Annotated in this window: 14 protein-coding genes and 1 riboswitch; of the genes, 10 read left to right on the top strand and 4 right to left on the bottom strand. The window is 48.4% G+C overall.

Annotation, left to right across the window (positions count from 1 at the left end; translation table 11 throughout):
* Positions 1–105: 105 nt before the first annotated feature.
* Positions 106–972 carry an AraC family transcriptional regulator gene (locus BM358_RS19865; RefSeq protein ID WP_028542447.1) on the bottom strand — a complete coding sequence of 289 codons (867 nt, stop codon included), beginning with the start codon at positions 970–972 and terminating at the stop codon, positions 106–108.
* Positions 973–1,192: 220 nt separating this feature from the next.
* Here BM358_RS19865 and BM358_RS19860 point away from each other — a divergent pair, with 220 nt between their 5' ends.
* The 10 genes from BM358_RS19860 (at position 1,193) to ptsP (ending at position 14,088) form a co-directional block, all read left to right on the top strand.
* Positions 1,193–2,371: a galactokinase gene (locus tag BM358_RS19860; protein WP_028542448.1), complete on the top strand. Its 1,179-nt coding sequence runs from the start codon at positions 1,193–1,195 to the stop codon at positions 2,369–2,371.
* Position 2,372: 1 nt separating this feature from the next.
* Positions 2,373–3,362 carry a UDP-glucose 4-epimerase GalE gene (galE, locus tag BM358_RS19855; RefSeq protein WP_028542449.1) on the top strand — a complete coding sequence of 330 codons (990 nt, stop codon included), beginning with the start codon at positions 2,373–2,375 and terminating at the stop codon, positions 3,360–3,362.
* A gap of 17 nt (positions 3,363–3,379) precedes the next feature.
* Positions 3,380–5,023, top strand: coding sequence for a UDP-glucose--hexose-1-phosphate uridylyltransferase (locus BM358_RS19850; RefSeq protein WP_028542450.1), 1,644 nt, complete (start codon positions 3,380–3,382; stop codon positions 5,021–5,023).
* A gap of 184 nt (positions 5,024–5,207) precedes the next feature.
* Positions 5,208–6,371: an iron-containing alcohol dehydrogenase gene (locus BM358_RS19845; protein ID WP_028542451.1), complete on the top strand. Its 1,164-nt coding sequence runs from the start codon at positions 5,208–5,210 to the stop codon at positions 6,369–6,371.
* 174 nt (positions 6,372–6,545) lie between these two features.
* Complete coding sequence (locus BM358_RS19840; protein ID WP_023989884.1) at positions 6,546–7,064, top strand: NfeD family membrane protein; 519 nt, start codon at positions 6,546–6,548, stop codon at positions 7,062–7,064.
* A gap of 48 nt (positions 7,065–7,112) precedes the next feature.
* The gene (locus BM358_RS19835) at positions 7,113–8,648 is read left to right on the top strand and encodes a flotillin family protein (RefSeq protein WP_028542452.1); all 1,536 of its coding nucleotides are present in this window, start codon (positions 7,113–7,115) and stop codon (positions 8,646–8,648) included.
* 190 nt (positions 8,649–8,838) lie between these two features.
* Positions 8,839–9,699, top strand: coding sequence for a glucose PTS transporter transcription antiterminator GlcT (glcT, locus tag BM358_RS19830; RefSeq protein WP_023989882.1), 861 nt, complete (start codon positions 8,839–8,841; stop codon positions 9,697–9,699).
* A gap of 252 nt (positions 9,700–9,951) precedes the next feature.
* Entirely contained in the window at positions 9,952–11,997 is a 2,046-nt protein-coding gene (gene ptsG / locus BM358_RS19825) for a glucose-specific PTS transporter subunit IIBC (RefSeq protein ID WP_023989881.1), read from the top strand.
* A 110-nt stretch (positions 11,998–12,107) separates the two neighbouring features.
* Entirely contained in the window at positions 12,108–12,383 is a 276-nt protein-coding gene (locus tag BM358_RS19820; RefSeq protein WP_013372579.1) for an HPr family phosphocarrier protein, read from the top strand.
* Positions 12,376–14,088, top strand: a complete 1,713-nt coding sequence (gene ptsP / locus BM358_RS19815; protein ID WP_023989880.1) for a phosphoenolpyruvate--protein phosphotransferase — start codon at positions 12,376–12,378, stop codon at positions 14,086–14,088. The genes BM358_RS19820 and ptsP overlap by 8 nt, the downstream gene beginning before the upstream one ends.
* 119 nt (positions 14,089–14,207) lie before the next feature.
* Here ptsP and gcvPB read toward each other — a convergent pair whose 3' ends face one another.
* The 3 genes from gcvPB to gcvT form a co-directional block, all read right to left on the bottom strand.
* Positions 14,208–15,704, bottom strand: a complete 1,497-nt coding sequence (gcvPB, locus tag BM358_RS19810) for an aminomethyl-transferring glycine dehydrogenase subunit GcvPB (RefSeq protein ID WP_028542453.1) — start codon at positions 15,702–15,704, stop codon at positions 14,208–14,210.
* Positions 15,701–17,056 (bottom strand): aminomethyl-transferring glycine dehydrogenase subunit GcvPA, encoded by a 1,356-nt coding sequence (gcvPA, locus tag BM358_RS19805; protein ID WP_028542454.1) that lies wholly within the window; start codon positions 17,054–17,056, stop codon positions 15,701–15,703. Before gcvPA ends, gcvPB begins: the two co-directional genes overlap by 4 nt.
* A gap of 128 nt (positions 17,057–17,184) precedes the next feature.
* On the bottom strand, positions 17,185–18,285 hold the full coding sequence (gene gcvT, locus BM358_RS19800) for a glycine cleavage system aminomethyltransferase GcvT (protein WP_028542455.1): 1,101 nt from the start codon (positions 18,283–18,285) through the stop codon (positions 17,185–17,187).
* Between the two features lie 177 nt (positions 18,286–18,462).
* A riboswitch (glycine riboswitch) is annotated at positions 18,463–18,654 on the bottom strand.
* Between the last annotated feature and the right edge of the window lie 110 nt (positions 18,655–18,764).

The following is an 18,764-nucleotide window of genomic DNA, read 5'->3' as shown; positions in this document are numbered from 1 at the left end:
GGTGAAAGTTAATCTGTAGTCATCGGCCTAATTTCGCATCCTTTTATACAATATATAACCAACAGCCCGCATCCGTTTGAAGGATGCGGGCTGTTTAAGCCTGCTTTACGACTGTGGGTATTGCTTAACCTTGCTTCGGTACTCGGTTGGAGACTGACCACAGAAGCGCTTGAATTGACGTGAGAAATATAAGGCATCGGTTAGTCCGACCGAAGCGGCCACTTGCTCTACCGATAATTCAGGACGCTCACGCAGCAGTTGACGTGATTTGTCGATTCTTAGCTTAAGCAGATAGGTGACGGGGGAGATGCCCGTTTCCTTTTTGAATATCCGTGACAAATATGCACGATTATAACCAAGTCCTTCAGACATTTGCTCAATGGAAACGGGGTGTGCGTACTGAGTGGACATATATTGCACCATCTGCTTGACTGTACGTTGAATTTGCGAATCCGCCCCGGACGGATCAGCCCAGTCACTCAGGTAATTGCCTGCTTCCCCCATAATCAGATACAAATAGCCCAGGGCTGAAAGATGAGAACTAGATTTTCTGCTGTAAAAGGCCAATTGCATTTGCTCCAAATAACCGGGGATGGGACTCTGATCGGAAGCATGAAAGACAGGCTGGTGAACACGTAGCCCGGCCTCCTGCACCACCTGCTCAGTATGGTGCCCGGTAAACGCAGACCAACGATAACGCCACGGTTTCTCTTCATCAGAGGTATAGCTCACCAGCTGACCGGGATGAATAAGGAAAAAATCGTTTTCTTCAAGCTGATATGTGTGCTGTTCCGTTCGGAAGATACCTCTGCCCGATTCTACAAAGTGTAGCAGATAGTAATCATAGATTTTCGGCCCTACGGCATGACCGGATTTGGTTTGGCTCTCTCCTGCAAAAAGCACATGCAGCGGGCTATTTTCATAAAACACCGGATTAGAGGCGACGGCATAACTATATGAATGCGCTTGCAAAATAGGGTCATCCTTCCTGCATTTGTGAATGGTTTAGCGGATGCGGTATACTTACATTGTACATATCCAAGTCACATTTATCCATAGCTTAAACACATGGATGCATTACATCGTGTGACGCTTTCATTTATACTGAAATCATAAGAGATGTCAACCTGATTAAGATATTACAGGGAAATCAGGGGGACCTTTACTAACGGTATATGAGGTGGATGCGGATATGAACTCTACTGAATTAAAGAAACATTTTATTGAAAAATATGGTGAAAGCAGCAATGAACTGCGGGTATTTCATGCACCTGGACGTGTCAATCTGATTGGAGAGCATATCGACTATAACGGTGGTTATGTACTCCCGGCTGCGCTGGAATTCGGAACGACGCTAATCCTTCGTGCGCGCAATGATGATGAAATTCATTTTGCTTCAACAAACCTGTCGTATGAAGTGTCTATCCCCCGTGGAGAAATAGGTAAAAACAAAACGGATGAGTGGGTGGACTATCCGGTGGGTGTGCTGGTGGAGTTGGCTGAAAAGGGAGTTTATCCGTCTAACGGATATGACCTGCTCTATCATGGAGAAATACCGAATGGTGCTGGATTATCCTCCTCAGCCTCCATTGAGGTTGTTACAGGATACGCGTTTCTCACGATCGAAAAACAGGAAACAGATACGGTCGAAATCGCTTTGTTGTCCCAGCGGGCAGAAAACAATTATGTTGGTGTCAATTGCGGCATTATGGACCAGTTCGCTGTAGCGAACGGAGCAGCTGATCATGCAATTCTACTGATGTGCGATACGCTGGATTACCGTAAAGTGCCATTCCGCACGGGGGCTTATAAGCTCGTGATCGGCAATACAAACAAGCGTCGCGGTTTGGTGGACTCAGCCTATAACGAGCGTCGCAGCCAGTGTGCCGAAGCACTGTCCATTTTACAGCAGCAGGAGCCGTCACTGGAATACCTCGCTCAGCTGGATGAGGCGCGTTTCGGAGAGCTTCAGCATCACATCGCGGACCAAACAGTGCGTCGGCGGGCACAGCATGTGGTGGAGGAAAACGCTCGTGTGTTGGCCTCTGTTGATGCTCTCGCGGCGAATGAACTTGCAGCTTTTGGTCAGTTAATGAATGCTTCTCATGATTCATTACGCGATTTGTATGAGGTCAGCTGCACGGAGCTGGACGTCATGGTTGAAGAAGCACGGCGCATTCCTGGCACGCTGGGTGCTCGTATGACAGGAGCCGGATTTGGAGGTTGTACGGTTTCATTGGTTCATGAGAACGATGTGGAACGTTTTGTGAAGGAAGTCGGCGAAGCTTATCAGACCCGCACAGGGCTGGAAGCCAGCTTTTATGTATGCAAGGCAGGAGACGGAGTTAAAGAACTGAAGGAGGACGAATAACATGGCCATTTTAGTCACAGGTGGAGCTGGATATATCGGTTCACATACCGTAGCAGAATTGTTGGATCTGGGAGAAGAAGTTGTGGTGCTGGATAATTTGCAAACCGGGCACAAAGCAGCATTGCTTGGAGGCAAGTTGTATGAAGGGGATTTGAGGAATAAAGAACTACTGTCCAAACTGTTCTCTGAAAATAGTATCGACGCAGTTATCCATTTTGCAGCCAACTCGCTGGTTGGAGAAAGTATGCAAAATCCTGGTAAATATTATGACAACAATGTATTTGGCACGCTGAGCTTGCTGGAGGCAATGAAGGATGCTGGAGTGCGCCGAATCGTGTTTTCCTCTACTGCGGCTACCTACGGCGAACCGGAAAAGGTACCGATTGAAGAGGGAGACCGTACAGAGCCAACCAACGTGTATGGTGAAACAAAGCTGATGATGGAGCGCATGATGTCGTGGTTTGACAAAGTTTTAGGCATCAAATATGTGTCTTTACGGTATTTTAATGCGGCTGGTGCGCATGAGAGCGGCAAGATCGGTGAAGATCACCGACCAGAAAGCCATCTGATCCCGTTGGTGCTCCAGACAGCCTTGAAACAGCGTCCACACATCGCTGTGTTTGGTGAGGATTATGCGACTCCTGACGGCACGTGTGTTCGGGATTACATTCACGTGAGTGACCTGGCGGATGCTCATGTGCGTGCAGTAAATTACTTGCGCGAAGGCAATGACAGCAACGTATTCAACCTGGGCAACGGGCAGGGCTTCTCTGTGAAAGAAGTTATTGAGACGGCACGCAAGGTCACTGGGCTCGACATTCCAGTTGTGACAGAGCCACGCCGCGCAGGCGATCCAGCGATATTGGTTGCATCTTCTGACAAGGCTCGTTCGGTGTTGGGCTGGAGTCCAGCACGTACCCAACTAGAGGACATTATTAGCGGAGCATGGGGATGGCATCAATCGCACCCTCACGGCTACGGCGACGAATAGACGGGAGACGATGACATATGAGCGAGCGCCAATCTGCAGATAAAGGCCAAGGCCGGGAACATTCCCGGCATCTGGCCCATGACATCGACGAAACTGTGCAGCAATCGGCTCTATATGCGGTGGAGCAACTGGTTGCATTCGCACAAAACAAGGGCTTGATCGGTCCGCAAGATACAGATTACAGCCGTAATCTGCTGTTGGAGCAGTTTGGGTTTTCGGAGCCTTATTCAGGTGGGGAAGCAGGGGGCGTTATGGCCCCCGAAGCTCTCCAGCCTGTGCTTAATGTATTGATAGATTATGGTTTTGCCATAGGACTTATCCCTGAAAACACAGATACGTATCGCGATTTGCTTGATTCCAAAATCATGGGACTGCTGATGGCGAGACCGTCTGAAGTCATCCGTGACTTTCATCAAACGGAGGCTGAACGTGGCATAGAGGCGGCGACAGATGCTTTTTATCAATTATCCATCGTTTCGAACTACATTCGAATGGATCGGGTTGCCAGCAATGTGTACTGGAATCAGTCGACATCTTACGGAGATATGGAAATCACGATTAATTTGTCCAAGCCAGAAAAAAGTCCTAAAGAAATTGCGATGGCGAAGCTTTTGCCGCCGCCTGTTTATCCCAAGTGTCAATTATGCCGTGAAAACGTCGGATATGCAGGAAGGGTAAATCATCCGTCCCGTCAAAATTTGCGCATCATTCCGGTGGAATTGAATGGGGAACCGTGGTTTTTTCAATATTCACCCTATGTGTATTACAACGAGCACTGCATTGTGTTCCATCATGATCATGTACCGATGAAGCTTACGAAGGATACACTGCGCCGATTGCTGGCCTTTACGAAAGCGTTTCCGCATTATTTTATTGGCTCCAATGCGGATCTGCCGATTGTCGGCGGATCGATCCTGACCCATGATCATTTTCAGGGTGGTCGTCATACATTCCCAATTGAAAAAGCGGGTGTGGACGGCATATACCATAATGAAGCGTTCCCGCAGGTTACAGCGGGGATTGTAAACTGGCCGATGTCGGTCATCCGTTTTACGTCAACAGATGCCGAGGCGTTGTTGGAAGCGGGAAATGCTGCTTTTGAAGCCTGGAAAGTTTATAGTGATCCTGTAGCTGATGTCCTCTCTCATACAGAGCAGGAAGGGGAAACGATTCCGCATAATACCGTGACGCCGATTGTGCGCCGTGATGCCGAAGGCAGGTACCAGATGGATCTCGTACTGCGTAACAACCGAACGAGTGAAGAGTATCCGGAAGGTATTTTCCATCCTCACCGCGAGATGCATCACATCAAGAAGGAAAATATCGGTCTGATCGAAGTTATGGGACTTGCCATATTACCGGGGCGGCTCAAGGATGAACTGGATGGAATTGCAGATATTTTGTGTGGGGATGACAAGCTGGCTGTGGCTATGCAGCAGGAAGGACATCCACTGTTTAAGCATGCAGACTGGATTTATCAGTTAAACACCCGGTTCGGTCGTTTGCCTGACAAGGAGACGGCTGTTCGTACCGTACAAAATGAGGTTGGACTGAAATTCAGTGAAATTTTAGAGCATGCAGGAGTGTATAAACGAAATCCGTCCGGTCAACAGGCCTTTGGTCGTTTTATGAAACAATTGGGATATACTTTGGGAGAATAAAATTGCTTGCGCAGCACATAATACTCTACGAGAACCCTCCCAAGATATGACATGGAACCATGCTCCTCAAGGAGTGTGGTTTTTTTCTGAAAATAAAGCAGATTTGTTTCCTGTAACCGAAAAGGTTATAATAGAGTAGTTTCTTAACATTAAACTTTAGAACTATTGGAGGCGAGCGTTTGCGATGAAAGCATTCGAATTTTATAATCCTACACAATTGATCTTCGGTAAAGGACAATTGGAGGCTCTCAAGCGTGAAGTTCCTAAATATGGTAAACGTGTACTGCTTGTATATGGCGGCGGCAGCATTAAGCGCAGCGGTTTGTACGATAATGTAATAAGTTTGCTTGGTGAAATCGGTGCAGAGGTAACGGAACTGGCTGGTGTAGAACCGAATCCTCGCTTATCTACAGTACATAAAGGCGTTGAATTGTGTAAAACACATCAAATCGACCTCGTTCTGGCTGTAGGCGGTGGTAGTGTGCTGGATTGCTCCAAAGCCATTGCTGTTGGTGCAAAATATGATGGCGACATGTGGGATTTTGCAGAGCGTAAAGCGGCACCACAGGCAGCATTGCCACTAGGTACGGTTTTGACCATGGCAGCTACCGGTTCTGAAATGAATGCGGGTTCTGTTATTACAAATGAAAAAACACAGGAAAAATTGGGCTGGGGCAGCGTATTTGCGTTCCCTGCGTTTTCTATTCTTGATCCTGTGAACACATACTCTCTGCCGCAAAATCAAACCGTTTACGGAATCGTAGATATGATGTCACATACGCTGGAGCATTATTTCCATTTGGAATCCAATACTCCGGTCCAACTTGGCTGGTGCGAAACGATTTTGCGTACGGTCATGGATGCGGCTCCAGGTCTGGTCAACGATCTGGAAAACTACGAGCTGCGTGAAACGATTATGTATTGTGGTACGATGGCGCTGAACGGCTTCCTAAACATGGGGCTGACAGGTGACTGGGCTACTCACAATATCGAACATGCTGTGTCTGCTGTTTATGATATTCCACATGGTGGAGGACTGGCTATTCTGTTCCCGAACTGGATGAAACACAATCTGCATGTGAAGCCTGAACGCTTCAAGCAACTGGCCGTCAATGTGTTCCATGTAAACCCAGAAGGCAAGAGCGATGAAGAAGTGGCGCTGGAGGGTATTCAGGCGCTGCGTGATTTCTGGAACTCGATTGGTGCACCAAGCCGTCTGGCTGATTACGATATTGATGCGTCCCAAATCGATGTTATGGCTGATAAAGCTGTGAAATTTGGATCTTTTGGTGGCTTTAATAAGCTCAATCGCGAAGATGTAGTCGAAATTTACAAAGCATCTCTGTAAACCGACATTTGTATCATTTTAAGCACGTTTGTGCGTCATTAGACGTACGAACGTGCTTTTTTGGGTTTGATTTGGGATTTTGGAGGAAAATTTTGAAACTTTTTAAGGTTGAATACGTAAACATAGTTATAGACTGGAAACCAGACTGAAAAGGTACATGGAAGGAGGAGTCGCATGGAAACCATATTTTGGTGGTTATTGGCAGGGGGCGCTATCTTTACCGTAGTCAGTGTGCTGATTGGAGATGTACTCGGTGGTTGGCTGGATGGTGCATTGGAGCTACCGGGCCTCGATTGGTTCAGACCTGTCGTTTTACTTGGAGCCATGACCGCTTTTGGCGGGGCTGGAGTACTGCTGACAAAGTATACCGGGCTGAGCATGGGGTGGGTCGTCGTGCTTGCTTTAGGGATTGCGTTTGTCATCGGAATACTCGTGTTCTTTGCGTTTATCAAACCCATGGCGAATTCGGAGGTATCCAGCGGCTTCTCCATGCGTGAGCTGACTGGCCGGATCGGTGAGGTCACCATTCCTGTACCTGAGGTTGGTTACGGGGAGGTTATGATCCGCTTGGGTGCAGGCAACACCATACATACAGCATCTAGCTTCGATCACAAACCGCTTGCTGCGGGAACCCGTATCGTCGTGGTTGAGGTCGCAGAGGGCGTCGTCCGCGTAGCGTACCTGGACACATAGACGGCGCATTCGCTTAACTTGAAGGGAGCGTGATCGGGAGTGTCAAATTTGCAAGATATTGTGTTGGTCCCTGGGATTGTTGTCATCGTTATCGTTATATTAGGGATCGCTTTTTGGGCCCGTTACAAAACGGTAGGACCGGATGAAGGGATGATCGTGACGGGCTCTTTTCTGGGAAATAAAAATATTTCCGAGGATGACTCTGGACGCAAAATTAAAATTGTACGCGGCGGGGGGGCCTTCATTTGGCCAATTTTCCAGCAGTCCGAATTCATCTCTCTGTTGTCCCATAAACTGGACGTAACCACACCGGAAGTGTATACGGAGCAAGGAGTTCCCGTGATTGCGGATGGTGTGGCGATCATCAAGGTCGGCAGTTCTATTGAGGATGTGGCTACAGCAGCCGAGCAGTTCATCGGGAAGCCACTGGAGGCTCTTAGGGGAGAGGCTCAGGAAGTGCTGGAGGGACATTTGCGCGCAATCCTCGGTTCGATGACAGTGGAAGAAGTTTATCGTAATCGGGATCGGTTTGCGCAGGAAGTGCAGGGCGTGGCTGCTCGTGATCTGAAAAAGATGGGCTTGCAAATCGTTTCATTCACCATCAAAGATGTGCGTGATAAGCACGGATATCTGGATGCGCTTGGTAAGCCGAGAATTGCCGCTGTGAAACGGGATGCTGAGATTGCAGAAGCCGAGGCTGTGCGGGATGCCCGGATTCAGAAGGCGCGTGCGGAACAGGAAGGCCAGAAGGCCGAACTGCTGCGGGATACCAACATTGCGGAGGCAGCCAAGGAGAAGGAACTGAAAGTGGCTTCGTTTAAGAAAGAACAGGATACAGCGAAGGCAGAAGCCGATCAGGCTTATCACATCCAGGAGGCCCGTGCCAAGCAGACTGCTGTCGAGGAGCAGATGAAGGTCGAGCTGGTGCGCAAAGAACGGGAAATTGATCTTCAATCCAAGGAAATACAGGTACGTGAAAAGCAATATGATGCGGAAGTGAAAAAGAAGGCAGAAGCCGATCGGTATGCGGTCGAGCAAGCGGCGGAAGCAGATAAATCGCGTAAAATGCGTGAGGCTGAATCGCTGCAATACTCGATTGAGACACAGGCTAAAGCGTCAGCTGAACAAAAACGTCTCAACGGGCAAGCAGAAGCGGATGCCGAACGCGCCAAAGGTACGGCAGACGCAGATGTCATCCGTTTGCGTGGACTTGCAGAAGCGGAGGCCAAGGAAAAACTGGCGGAGGCGTTCCAGAAGTTTGGAGAGGCCGCCGTGCTCGATATTATCGTAAAAATGTTGCCTGATCTGGCTGGACGTATTGCCGAACCGATTGCGTCCATTGATAAACTCACCGTAGTTGATACGGGAAAAGGAGAAGGAGCAGCGCGTGTCAGCAATTATGTCACCGAACTGATGGCTACGGCACCTGAGATGCTGAAGAGTGTATCAGGCATTGATGTGGAGCAGTTAATCAAGGGGCTGACGACTGGGAAAAAAGGCCTTCATTCCGTGCCGTCCTCCGGTGAAGGGAATAAGCAGCATCTTCCAGCCTCGGTGGAGGCAGCACTAACAGATAAAGAATAACGGTAAGTCTTTGGGGAGCATCTACCCCTAACCAAAAGACCGCTTTCCATCACAGCATTTCCCGGCAATGTGATGAAAAGCGTTTTCTTTTTATTGACCTTTAGCCGAATATTTGGTACTTTAACGTGGATTCCTCTGAGCTTCATGCTATAATTCTTAGGATCAAGGTTCTGATAAAAGAGGTGCGGATGTGAGCAGCCTAAAAGTGGCCAAAGCGCTGAATAACAATGTGATTATAGGGATGCATCCCGAGCATGATGAGGTTGTTGTGATTGGAAAAGGAATCGGTTTCAATCGCAGACCCGGTGATCTTATGCCGTTGGATTCAGTTGAAAAATTATTTATATTAAAAAGCCATGAAGAACAGGAGCAATACAAACGGTTGCTTCCTGAGCTGGATGAAAAGCTCATTGAGGTCATCGGTGAGGTGCTTCATCTTGTTCAGCTTCAAGCTAAGAAGCCTCTAAATGAGCACATACTGATTGCTTTAACTGACCATATCGCTTTTTCCATCAACCGTCATAAACAGGGAATTACGATTCATAATCCGTTTTTGTATGAGACTAGGGAAATATATCCTCAGGAATACAAGATGGCTGAGCAGGCTGTTGCTCTAATCAGGGATAAGATGGATGTAGATCTGGGAGAAGATGAAATCGGATTCGTGGCCCTGCATATTTATAGCGCCATGACAAACCAGCATATCTCCGAGGTGAGGAAGGATTCTCGTCTGATTGCTGATATGGTTCAGGTTGTCGAGACCACACTGGATTATCGTATTCCTCTCCAATCTCTTGATTATTCTCGACTGCTGACTCATCTGAGGTTTGCGATTGAACGTGTGCGCCGGGGAGAAATTGTGCAGGAGATTTATCGATTGGACAAGCTTTTGAATGAGGAGTACCCGGAAATGTATATGCTGGCCTGGAAGCTCACGAAAATTATGGAGAAAAGACTCCGTAAATCTGTGTATCCAGCTGAGGTTAGTTATTTGACAATGCATCTGCAGCGGTTGTCCCAACGCAAAGAGCAGGGGGAGCAACAAAAGTGATAAAACCGGAATAAAAAAGTATTGCCTCGCATTTAGAGGGGTGCTATAATCAATTTTGCAATGAGGAAGACAACAACTGAACATTAAACGTGTTACTGATTCGATCAGGCATGAGTTGTTTTAAGTTATGATTGTTTACAGCCTACTGGGGCAAGCTATATCCCAAGGTTGTTTTCAAACATACTTAAATCGGCTCATGCCTTTTTTGTTGTTTTGCCTCTGTTCTAAATTTCAGAGAAGGATGTGGAAGGTATGTTTAAAAAGCTTTTCGGCGTTTTACAGCGTGTCGGTAAAGCATTAATGCTTCCTGTAGCGATTTTGCCAGCTGCGGGGCTTTTATTGGGTATCGGTAACATGCTGGTCAATCCTGATTTTCTCCAGTACATTCCGGCATTAAATGCGGGCTGGGTTCAATCGGTAGCGACGATCATGATGAATGCCGGACAAATCGTTTTTGATAATCTGGCACTGTTGTTCGCAGTCGGCGTAGCCGTCGGTCTGGCGGGCGGTGAGGGTGTAGCAGGTTTGGCTGCCATCATCGGTTACCTCGTTATGAACATTACTCTGGGTACAGCCGTGGGTGTCACACCTGGTCTGATTGCTCAAAAAATACCGGGTTATGCAAACGTGTTAGGGATTCCAACGCTTCAAACCGGGGTGTTCGGCGGGATAATCATCGGTATACTGGCCGCGGCCATGTACAACCGCTTTTTCAAAATTGAACTTCCTTCGTATCTGGGCTTTTTCGCGGGTAAGCGTTTCGTTCCGATTGCAACGGCGGTATCCTCACTGATTGTCGGACTTGCGCTGGTTCTGATCTGGCCTCCAGTTCAACAAGGACTTAATGCAGTATCTCACTTTATGGTGTATTCCAACCCGACTTTGTCGGCGTTCCTGTTCGGTGTTATCGAACGCGCGCTGATTCCATTTGGTTTGCATCACATCTGGTATTCACCGTTCTGGTTTGAGTTTGGTGAATATGTTAACAAGGCAGGTCAAACCGTTCACGGTGACCAGCAGATCTTCTTCAGCCAGCTTCGCGACGGAGTGGCGTTGACAGCAAGTACGTTCCAAGTGGGTAAATTCCCATTCATGATGTTCGGTTTGCCGGCAGCAGCGCTTGCAATGTACCATGAAGCAAGACCAGAACACAAAAAATATGTAGCAGGTATTATGGGTTCAGCAGCATTGACTTCGTTCTTGACAGGTATTACGGAGCCACTGGAATTTTCCTTCCTGTTCGTAGCTCCACTGCTGTTTGCAGTACACTGTATATTCGCAGGTCTGTCATTTATGACCATGCAAATTTTACATGTCAAAATCGGTATGACCTTCTCAGGCGGATTTATTGACTTCCTGATTTTCGGGATTATTCCAACCCGTACGCCTTGGTGGTATGTAATTATCGTCGGTCTGATTTTGGCAGTTATTTACTACTTCGGATTCCGGTTCATCATACGGAAGTTCAACTTGAAAACACCAGGACGTGAAGAAGCTACAGATAATGTGGATGGCGCAGCAGTCGGTAGTAGTGATGAGCTCCCGCACAACATTTTGGCAGCTTTCGGTGGTTCATCGAATATCAAGCATCTGGATGCTTGTATCACACGTCTTCGGATCGAGGTTAATGAGAAATCGAACGTTGACAAAGCTCGTCTGAAACAACTTGGCGCATCGGGTGTCCTTGAAGTCGGTAACAACGTACAGGCAATTTTCGGTACACGTTCCGACACCATTAAATCTCAAATGGCTGATATCATGGCTGGACGTACACCTGCACCAGCTCCGGCGCAACCTGCTCCACAAGAGGAGAAGGAAGCTGGAGAAGAACAACAAACCATTATTGTAGAAGATATTGTAATGCCTGTTAACGGCGAATTGGTTGATATCTCGACGGTTCCCGATCCGGTATTTGCAGAACGTATGACAGGTGACGGTTTTGCGGTCGTGCCAAATGATGGAACGATTGTGTCCCCTGTTTATGGTAAAGTATTCAATGTATTCCCAAGCAAGCATGCGATTGGTATTCAATCCGATGGCGGTAAAGAAGTGCTTGTTCATATCGGGGTGAATACTGTGAAGCTTAAAGGCCAAGGATTTGACGTTTTGGTGAACGAAGGCGATCTTGTGTCAGCTGGCCAGCCTATTATGAAAGTAGACCTGGAATACGTGAAGGCAAACGCTAAATCCATCATCTCACCTGTCATTTTTACTAACCTTCCAGAAGGTTCTTCGGTAACTTTAAACAAAACTGGAGTATTGAAGGCTGGCGAAGATGGTATAATTACGATAAAATAAACTCTATGTGTTTCGGATTAGTTGATTAGGCGGCTTAGGCCGTCTGATCAATGATCTGGTATACTGCGTGTAAACAAATATTATCTTTAGGAAAGTGGGAGGAACAAATTATGCAAACAACTTTTAGAATTACGGATGAAGACGGTATCCATGCACGTCCTGCAACTGCGCTGGTAAATACAGCTAACAAATTCAGCGGTGCTGAATCTTTTGCCGAAGCTAACGGTAAAAAAGTAACTTTGAAATCCATTCTGGGTGTATTGTCCCTGGGTCTGGAACAAGGCGATACTATTAACATTATCTGCGAAGGCGCTGAAGCTGCCGAAGCACTGAAAGCTCTTGAAAATGTAATCGTTAACGAAGGGCTGGGCGAAGTTCATGCTTAAAATTTCCGGGATTGCCGCTTCGGCAGGCATAGCCATTGCCCGGGCGTTTATCTTGGAGCATCCGAATTACGCTGTAGAGAGACGCGCGGTTGGTGATGTTGAAGCTGAAATCGCGAGATTGGATGCGGCTTTGGCACAATCTCAAACCGAATTGGAATCGATTAAGGAGAAAACGCTTCAGGAGCTGGGAGAGAAAAAAGCAGAAATTTTTGCATCTCACCTGCTCATCCTGAATGATCCTGAATTGATCGATCCGGTTAAAGCTAAAATCAGAGACGAGCAGCTTAATGCTGACTATGCTTTGAATGAAGTAGCTACACAGTTCATTTCCATGTTTGAAAACATGAAAAGTGCCTATTTGCAAGAACGCGCATCGGACATGCGTGATGTAACCAAGCGGATCCTGAATCACCTGCTTGGTGTTCATTTTGTTAGTCCTGCAGAAATTGCCGAAGAAACGATTGTGCTTGCAGAAGATTTGACACCTTCCGACACAGCTCAGCTGAATCGTGAATTTGTTAAAGGTTTTGCAACGAACATCGGCGGACGTACTTCGCATTCGGCTATTATGGCTCGCTCACTTGAAATTCCTGCAGTTGTGGGAACGAAAAATATATTGTCTCAAGCTAAAAGCGGTGATTTGATTATCGTTGATGGTTTGGATGGTCACGTATTCGTGAACCCTACCGAAGAGATTGTTGCGGAATACCGTGCTAAACAGGTGGCATACGACAAGCAACGCGAAGAGTGGCGCAAGCTGCGCGGCGAAGCTACGGTTTCTGTCGATGGTGTCCATGTCGAACTGGCAGCCAATATTGGTACGCCTAATGATGTAGCTGGTGTTCTGGACAACGGTGGTGAAGGCGTTGGCTTGTACCGTACGGAGTTCTTGTACATGGGACGCGATAAGCTTCCATCCGAAGAAGTACAGTATACGGCGTACAAAACCGTTCTGGAAAGAATGGAAGGTAAACCGGTTGTAGTCCGTACTTTGGATATCGGTGGCGACAAAGAACTTCCTTATCTGGACCTGCCAAAAGAAATGAATCCGTTCCTTGGATTCCGTGCTATTCGTCTGTGTCTGGATCGCCAGGATATTTTCCGCACTCAATTGCGTGCTTTGTTGCGTGCGAGTGTGCATGGTAACCTGCGCATCATGTTCCCAATGATTGCTACGCTGAACGAATTCCGTGAAGCTAAAGCTGTTTTGTTGGAAGAAAAGGAAAAGTTGGTAACCGAGGGTGTATCCGTATCTGAAGAAATTCAGCTGGGCATCATGGTAGAAATTCCTTCTACAGCGGTATTGGCTGACCAATTCGCAAAAGAAGTGGATTTCTTCAGTATCGGTACAAATGATCTGATTCAATACACAATGGCAGCGGATCGCATGAACGAGCGGGTTTCTTACCTGTATCAACCATACAATCCATCCATTCTGCGTCTGGTGAAAATGGTTATTGATGCCGCTCACCGTGAAGGGCGTTGGGTTGGTATGTGTGGCGAAATGGCAGGAGATACAACAGCAATTCCGTTGCTGCTGGGTCTGGGACTTGATGAGTTCAGTATGAGTGCAACTTCCATTCTGCCAGCACGTAGTCAAATCTCCAAGTTGTCCCGTGCGGACATGGAAAAACTGGCTACAAAAGCTCTGGACATGCAAACAGCAGAACAGGTTGTTGAATTGGTTCAAAGCATCGAAGGTTAAGGAAGGGTATTACATTTCAAAGGTTATATCTTTTTCCAACAAAAAAATTGCTGTGTACATACAGCAGCCGGTATCTAATAGATACCGGCTTATTTGCATGCTTTAAGTAGAATTTGTTTTTAACTGCATGAGCAATTCAGTACAGGTTTGCGAGCTGCGGTAGTTTCGTCCAATCGTGTGACTGGAGTAGTATATGGTGCATTGAGCACCAGCTCAGGGTTCTCTTCTGCTTCCCGCGCAATATGAATCATAGTGTCAACAAAAGCATCAAGTGTCTCCTTACTTTCCGTCTCCGTGGGCTCGATCATGATGCACTCCTCTACATTCAGAGGGAAGTAAATTGTAGGCGGATGGTAGCCGAAATCAAGCAGCCGTTTGGCTACATCAAGCGTACGCACTCCAAATTTTTTCAAGCCTCGCCCTGACATGACAAATTCGTGTTTGCAATGTCCAGGGTAGGGCAGGTCAAAATGTGGAGCGAGCCGATGCATCATGTAATTGGCATTGAGCACAGCGCATTCCGATACACGCTTTAAGCCGTCAGGACCGTAGCTACGGATATAGGCATAGGCACGAACGAGAATACCGAAGTTGCCGTAAAAGGCTTTAACCCGTCCAATAGAATCTCCCTGTTCCCGGTCCCAGTGGTACACCCCCTGCGGATCCCGTACGACAAGCGGCTTGGGCAAATAAGGGATGAGCCGTTGCTTTACGCCGACAGGCCCAGCGCCGGGGCCACCGCCGCCGTGCGGGGTACTCATCGTTTTGTGCAAATTGAGATGCACTACATCGAAGCCCATATCTCCGGGACGGGTAATCCCCATGATGGCGTTGGAGTTTGCCCCGTCATAGTAAACCAGACCACCCGCTTCATGCACGATGGCAGCAATGTCAGTGATTTGCTTCTCGAACAGCCCAAGCGTGTTCGGATTGGTCAGCATGAGCGCCGCGGTGTCGTTGCCTACGGCTTGACGTAACGCATCCAGATCCACCAGCCCCTCAGGGGTGGAGGGAAGGGTGACTGTTTCGAAGCCCGCGACGGTTGCGCTGGCGGGGTTCGTTCCGTGCGAGGAATCCGGCACGAGCACCTTGGTACGTCGCTCACCACGTGCTTCGTGGTATGAGCGAATCATCATCAGCCCGGTCCATTCGCCATGGGCGCCCGCGGCGGGCTGAAGCGTGACGGCATCCATGCCAGTTAACGCAGCCAAATCATTTTGGAGCGTATGCAGCAGCTCCATGGCACCCTGGATGCTCTCCTCGGGCTGATATGGATGGATTTTGGCGAAGCCTGTATATCGGGCGACATCCTCATTCACTTTTGGATTGTATTTCATCGTACAGGAGCCGAGCGGATAAAATCCGTTGTCCACGCCGAAATTGCGCCGGGACAAGGAAGTATAATGCCGAATAACGTCTACTTCGTATACCTCGGGTAATGCCGCAGGTTCGCTGCGCAGCGCATAATCTGGCAAAAGCTCTGCCACCGGGCGACGGGGAACGTCGCACTCGGGAAGGGAATAGGCGATGCGACCCGGACGGCTCAATTCAAAGATGAGCGCTTGATCGTGTTCCTTCAACAGCCTTTGTTTCTGATCCTGTCCGGTGTGTGTCATAGCAATCCCCCCAAGGTGTGTACAAATTGGTCAATCTCTTCTTTGGTTCTTTGCTCCGTCACGGCAATCAACATGTGACCAGCAAGTTCCTCATAGTCCCGGCCCAAATCGTAGCCAGCGATAAATCCAGCAGCTAGCAGCTCGGCCTGGAGTTTGCTCATATCCGTACCCTCAGGCAGTCTAAGGGCAAACTCGTTAAAGGTCGGTGCGTTAAACGAGGCAGTTACGCCCTTCAAGCTCAGCAATTGCTCTAAAGCATAACGGCTTTTATGCAAATTTAGCTCGGCTACTTCCTTGATCCCCTGTCTACCCATGACAGACAAGTATACAGATGCAGATAAAGCTAGCAACGCTTGGTTGGAGCAAATGTTAGAGGTGGCCTTTTCGCGGCGGATATGCTGTTCCCGCGCTTGCAAGGTCAGCACGAAGCCGCGTTTACCGTTGCGGTCTGTGGTCTGACCCACAATACGGCCGGGGATACGGCGCATATGTGCCTGAGAAACGGCAAAGTATCCACAGGTCGGACCGCCGAGAGAAGAGGAGATGCCAAGTGGCTGTGCGTCTCCTACCACAATATCCGCGCCCTGTTTGCCGGGTGTTTCCAGCAAGCCAAGTGCTAGTGGATTGGCACTGACGACCAAAAGACCTTTGTGCGCATGGATGAGGTCAGCCATCGGCTTCAGGTTTTCCACGGCTCCGAAAAAGTTGGGGCTTTGGACCAAAACAGCCGCGGTCTGTTCCGATACGGCTGCCGCTAGCGCATCAGCATCCGTTACGCCGTCCGAACAGCCGATCTCCACGATGTCCAAATCCAATCCGCGTGCATAGGCTGCCAATACCTGACGTGCCTCCGGATGGACGGACCTTGATACGATAAGCTGTTTACGGCGGGTAGCTGCGGCGGACAGTGAGCCCGCTTCCGCCAGTGCAGTCGCTCCGTCGTACATGCTGGCATTAGCTACAGCCATGCCCGTCAATTCGCAAATATACGACTGAAACTCGAAAATGGCTTGTAGCTCGCCTTGGCTTACTTCCGGCTGATAGGGGGTGTAGGCTGTATAGAATTCCGAGCGTGAAGTGATGTGCTGGATGACGGACGGAATATGATGATCATAAATTCCTGCGCCAAGGAAGCTGGCATGTGTGTCTGTATTGGCGTTGTGTCCGGCCAGCTCGGCCAAGTGGCGGGTTAAGGCTTTCTCATCGAGTCGAGAAGAGAGAGGCAGTTCCCCTTGATATCGAATGGCCTCTGGAATGTCACTGAATAAATCATCAATAGATGATACACCCACCACACGCAGCATTTCGGTTTGATCCTGTTCAGTCATAGGGAGATAACGATGCTGCTTCATAGGTTCTGACTCCTTTCGAAAAGCAAGATTTTAGATCGTAAATTAGCTAATAAAAAAGTGTGTGAGATGAAAAACCAAGAAGTTCATATCTGACATATTTGCTTTATAGAAATAAAAAGAGTTTAAGATCAGCGCGGGCGTTTATAAAAGGGTGTTGCCACCACCTCGGCACGCAGGCGTTTGCCACGAATCTCAACCTCCAACGGTGTGGAGAGGGCGCTAAAACGACTGTCCACCAAGGCGAGGCCCAGATTACGCTTCAAGGTGGGCGACTGAGTCCCCGTTGTGACCTCACCAATGTGTTGTCCTTCTGCGAATACCGGGTAATGGGCGCGTGGGATACCGCGATCAATCATTTCCAGCCCGATCAATTTGCGAGGAATCCCTTGTTCTTTCTGACGTTGCAGTGCTTCTCTACCGATAAAATCTCCTTTATTCAGCTTGACGAAGAAACCTAGACCAGCTTCGAGTGGTGAAATCGTGGCAGATAACTCCTGACCATATAGCGGCAACCGTGCCTCAAAGCGTAGGGTATCCCGAGCACCAAGTCCAGCGGGAATCAGCCCATACGACTCACCGGAACGAAGCAAACCCTCCCATACGGCTGGTGCTTCCGCAGCAGGTATATAAAATTCAAAACCGTCTTCGCCCGTATATCCGGTTCGTGAGACCAGTGCTTTTGCTCCGAACAATGGCACATTCTCATGGAAGCGGAAAGATGCCAGATTCGTAATGTCCGTATCTGCCACGGCTGCGGCAATACGTGCTGCCTCCGGTCCTTGCAACGCTAGCAATGCTATCGCATCAGACACATTCTCCATGTGAACGGATGCAGGCATATGGCGAATTAGCCAATCCCAATCCTTATCGATGTTGGATGCGTTCACAACGAGCATGTAGCGTTCCGGTCCTTTGCAGTAAACAAGTAGGTCGTCTACTACCCCTCCATCGGGGTAACACAGGAGTGAATATTGTGCCTGACCTGGTTCCAACTGGCTGACATCATTCGTGGTCACCCTTTGCAGAAAAGCTTCGGCCTCTTTGCCTTCAACCAAAAATTCGCCCATATGCGATACATCGAATAAACCCGCACGTTGCCGGACGGCCTCATGCTCCTTTTGAATGCCGCTAAACTGAACCGGGAGCTCCCAGCCGCCAAAGTCAATACAACGAACCCCAGACTGCGTCCCGTAGGACGAATATAGCGGTGTTTTTCGCAAATTAGTCATTATTCCACTCCTATCCGGTGTGATCGGCTAAACAAAAAAGACAGGCCGAAAAAAACGTATAGACGGCAGTCTACACTCTTTTTTTCAGCTCTGTCCTTGATACCAGAAAGTTACCCCGGTATGTACCGGGTTTCCCCTTGGGTGATCCGCTCCAATAGCGAATGCTCTCCAGAGATGCGTCCGGCAGAGGTCCTTTTGCCTGAGAGATTCACCTGCAATGCAGGTTTACTCCTTCGGCGCTACCTTCGGGATCAACGGTATATTACCTGGCTTTGCAGATAACAACCTGATCCGATTCGCGTGCACTTATGTCTCACAAGCGGCAACAGCTATGCGAATCTTTTTGGCAGTCTCTCCCTCCGCGTTCATCCGCGTTTGCAGTTGTCGGGGTGTTTCCCAAAGCATTTGCTATAACCCATTAATACGCAAATTCATTCAAAATGTCAATAAAAATGTCATCTAAAACAATAGAAAAAACA

It is taken from the genome of Paenibacillus sp. cl130 (genome assembly GCF_900116035.1).
Classification (GTDB): Bacteria; Bacillota; Bacilli; order Paenibacillales; family Paenibacillaceae; genus Paenibacillus; species Paenibacillus polymyxa_B.
This window is presented reverse-complemented; position numbering and strand designations above follow the sequence as displayed.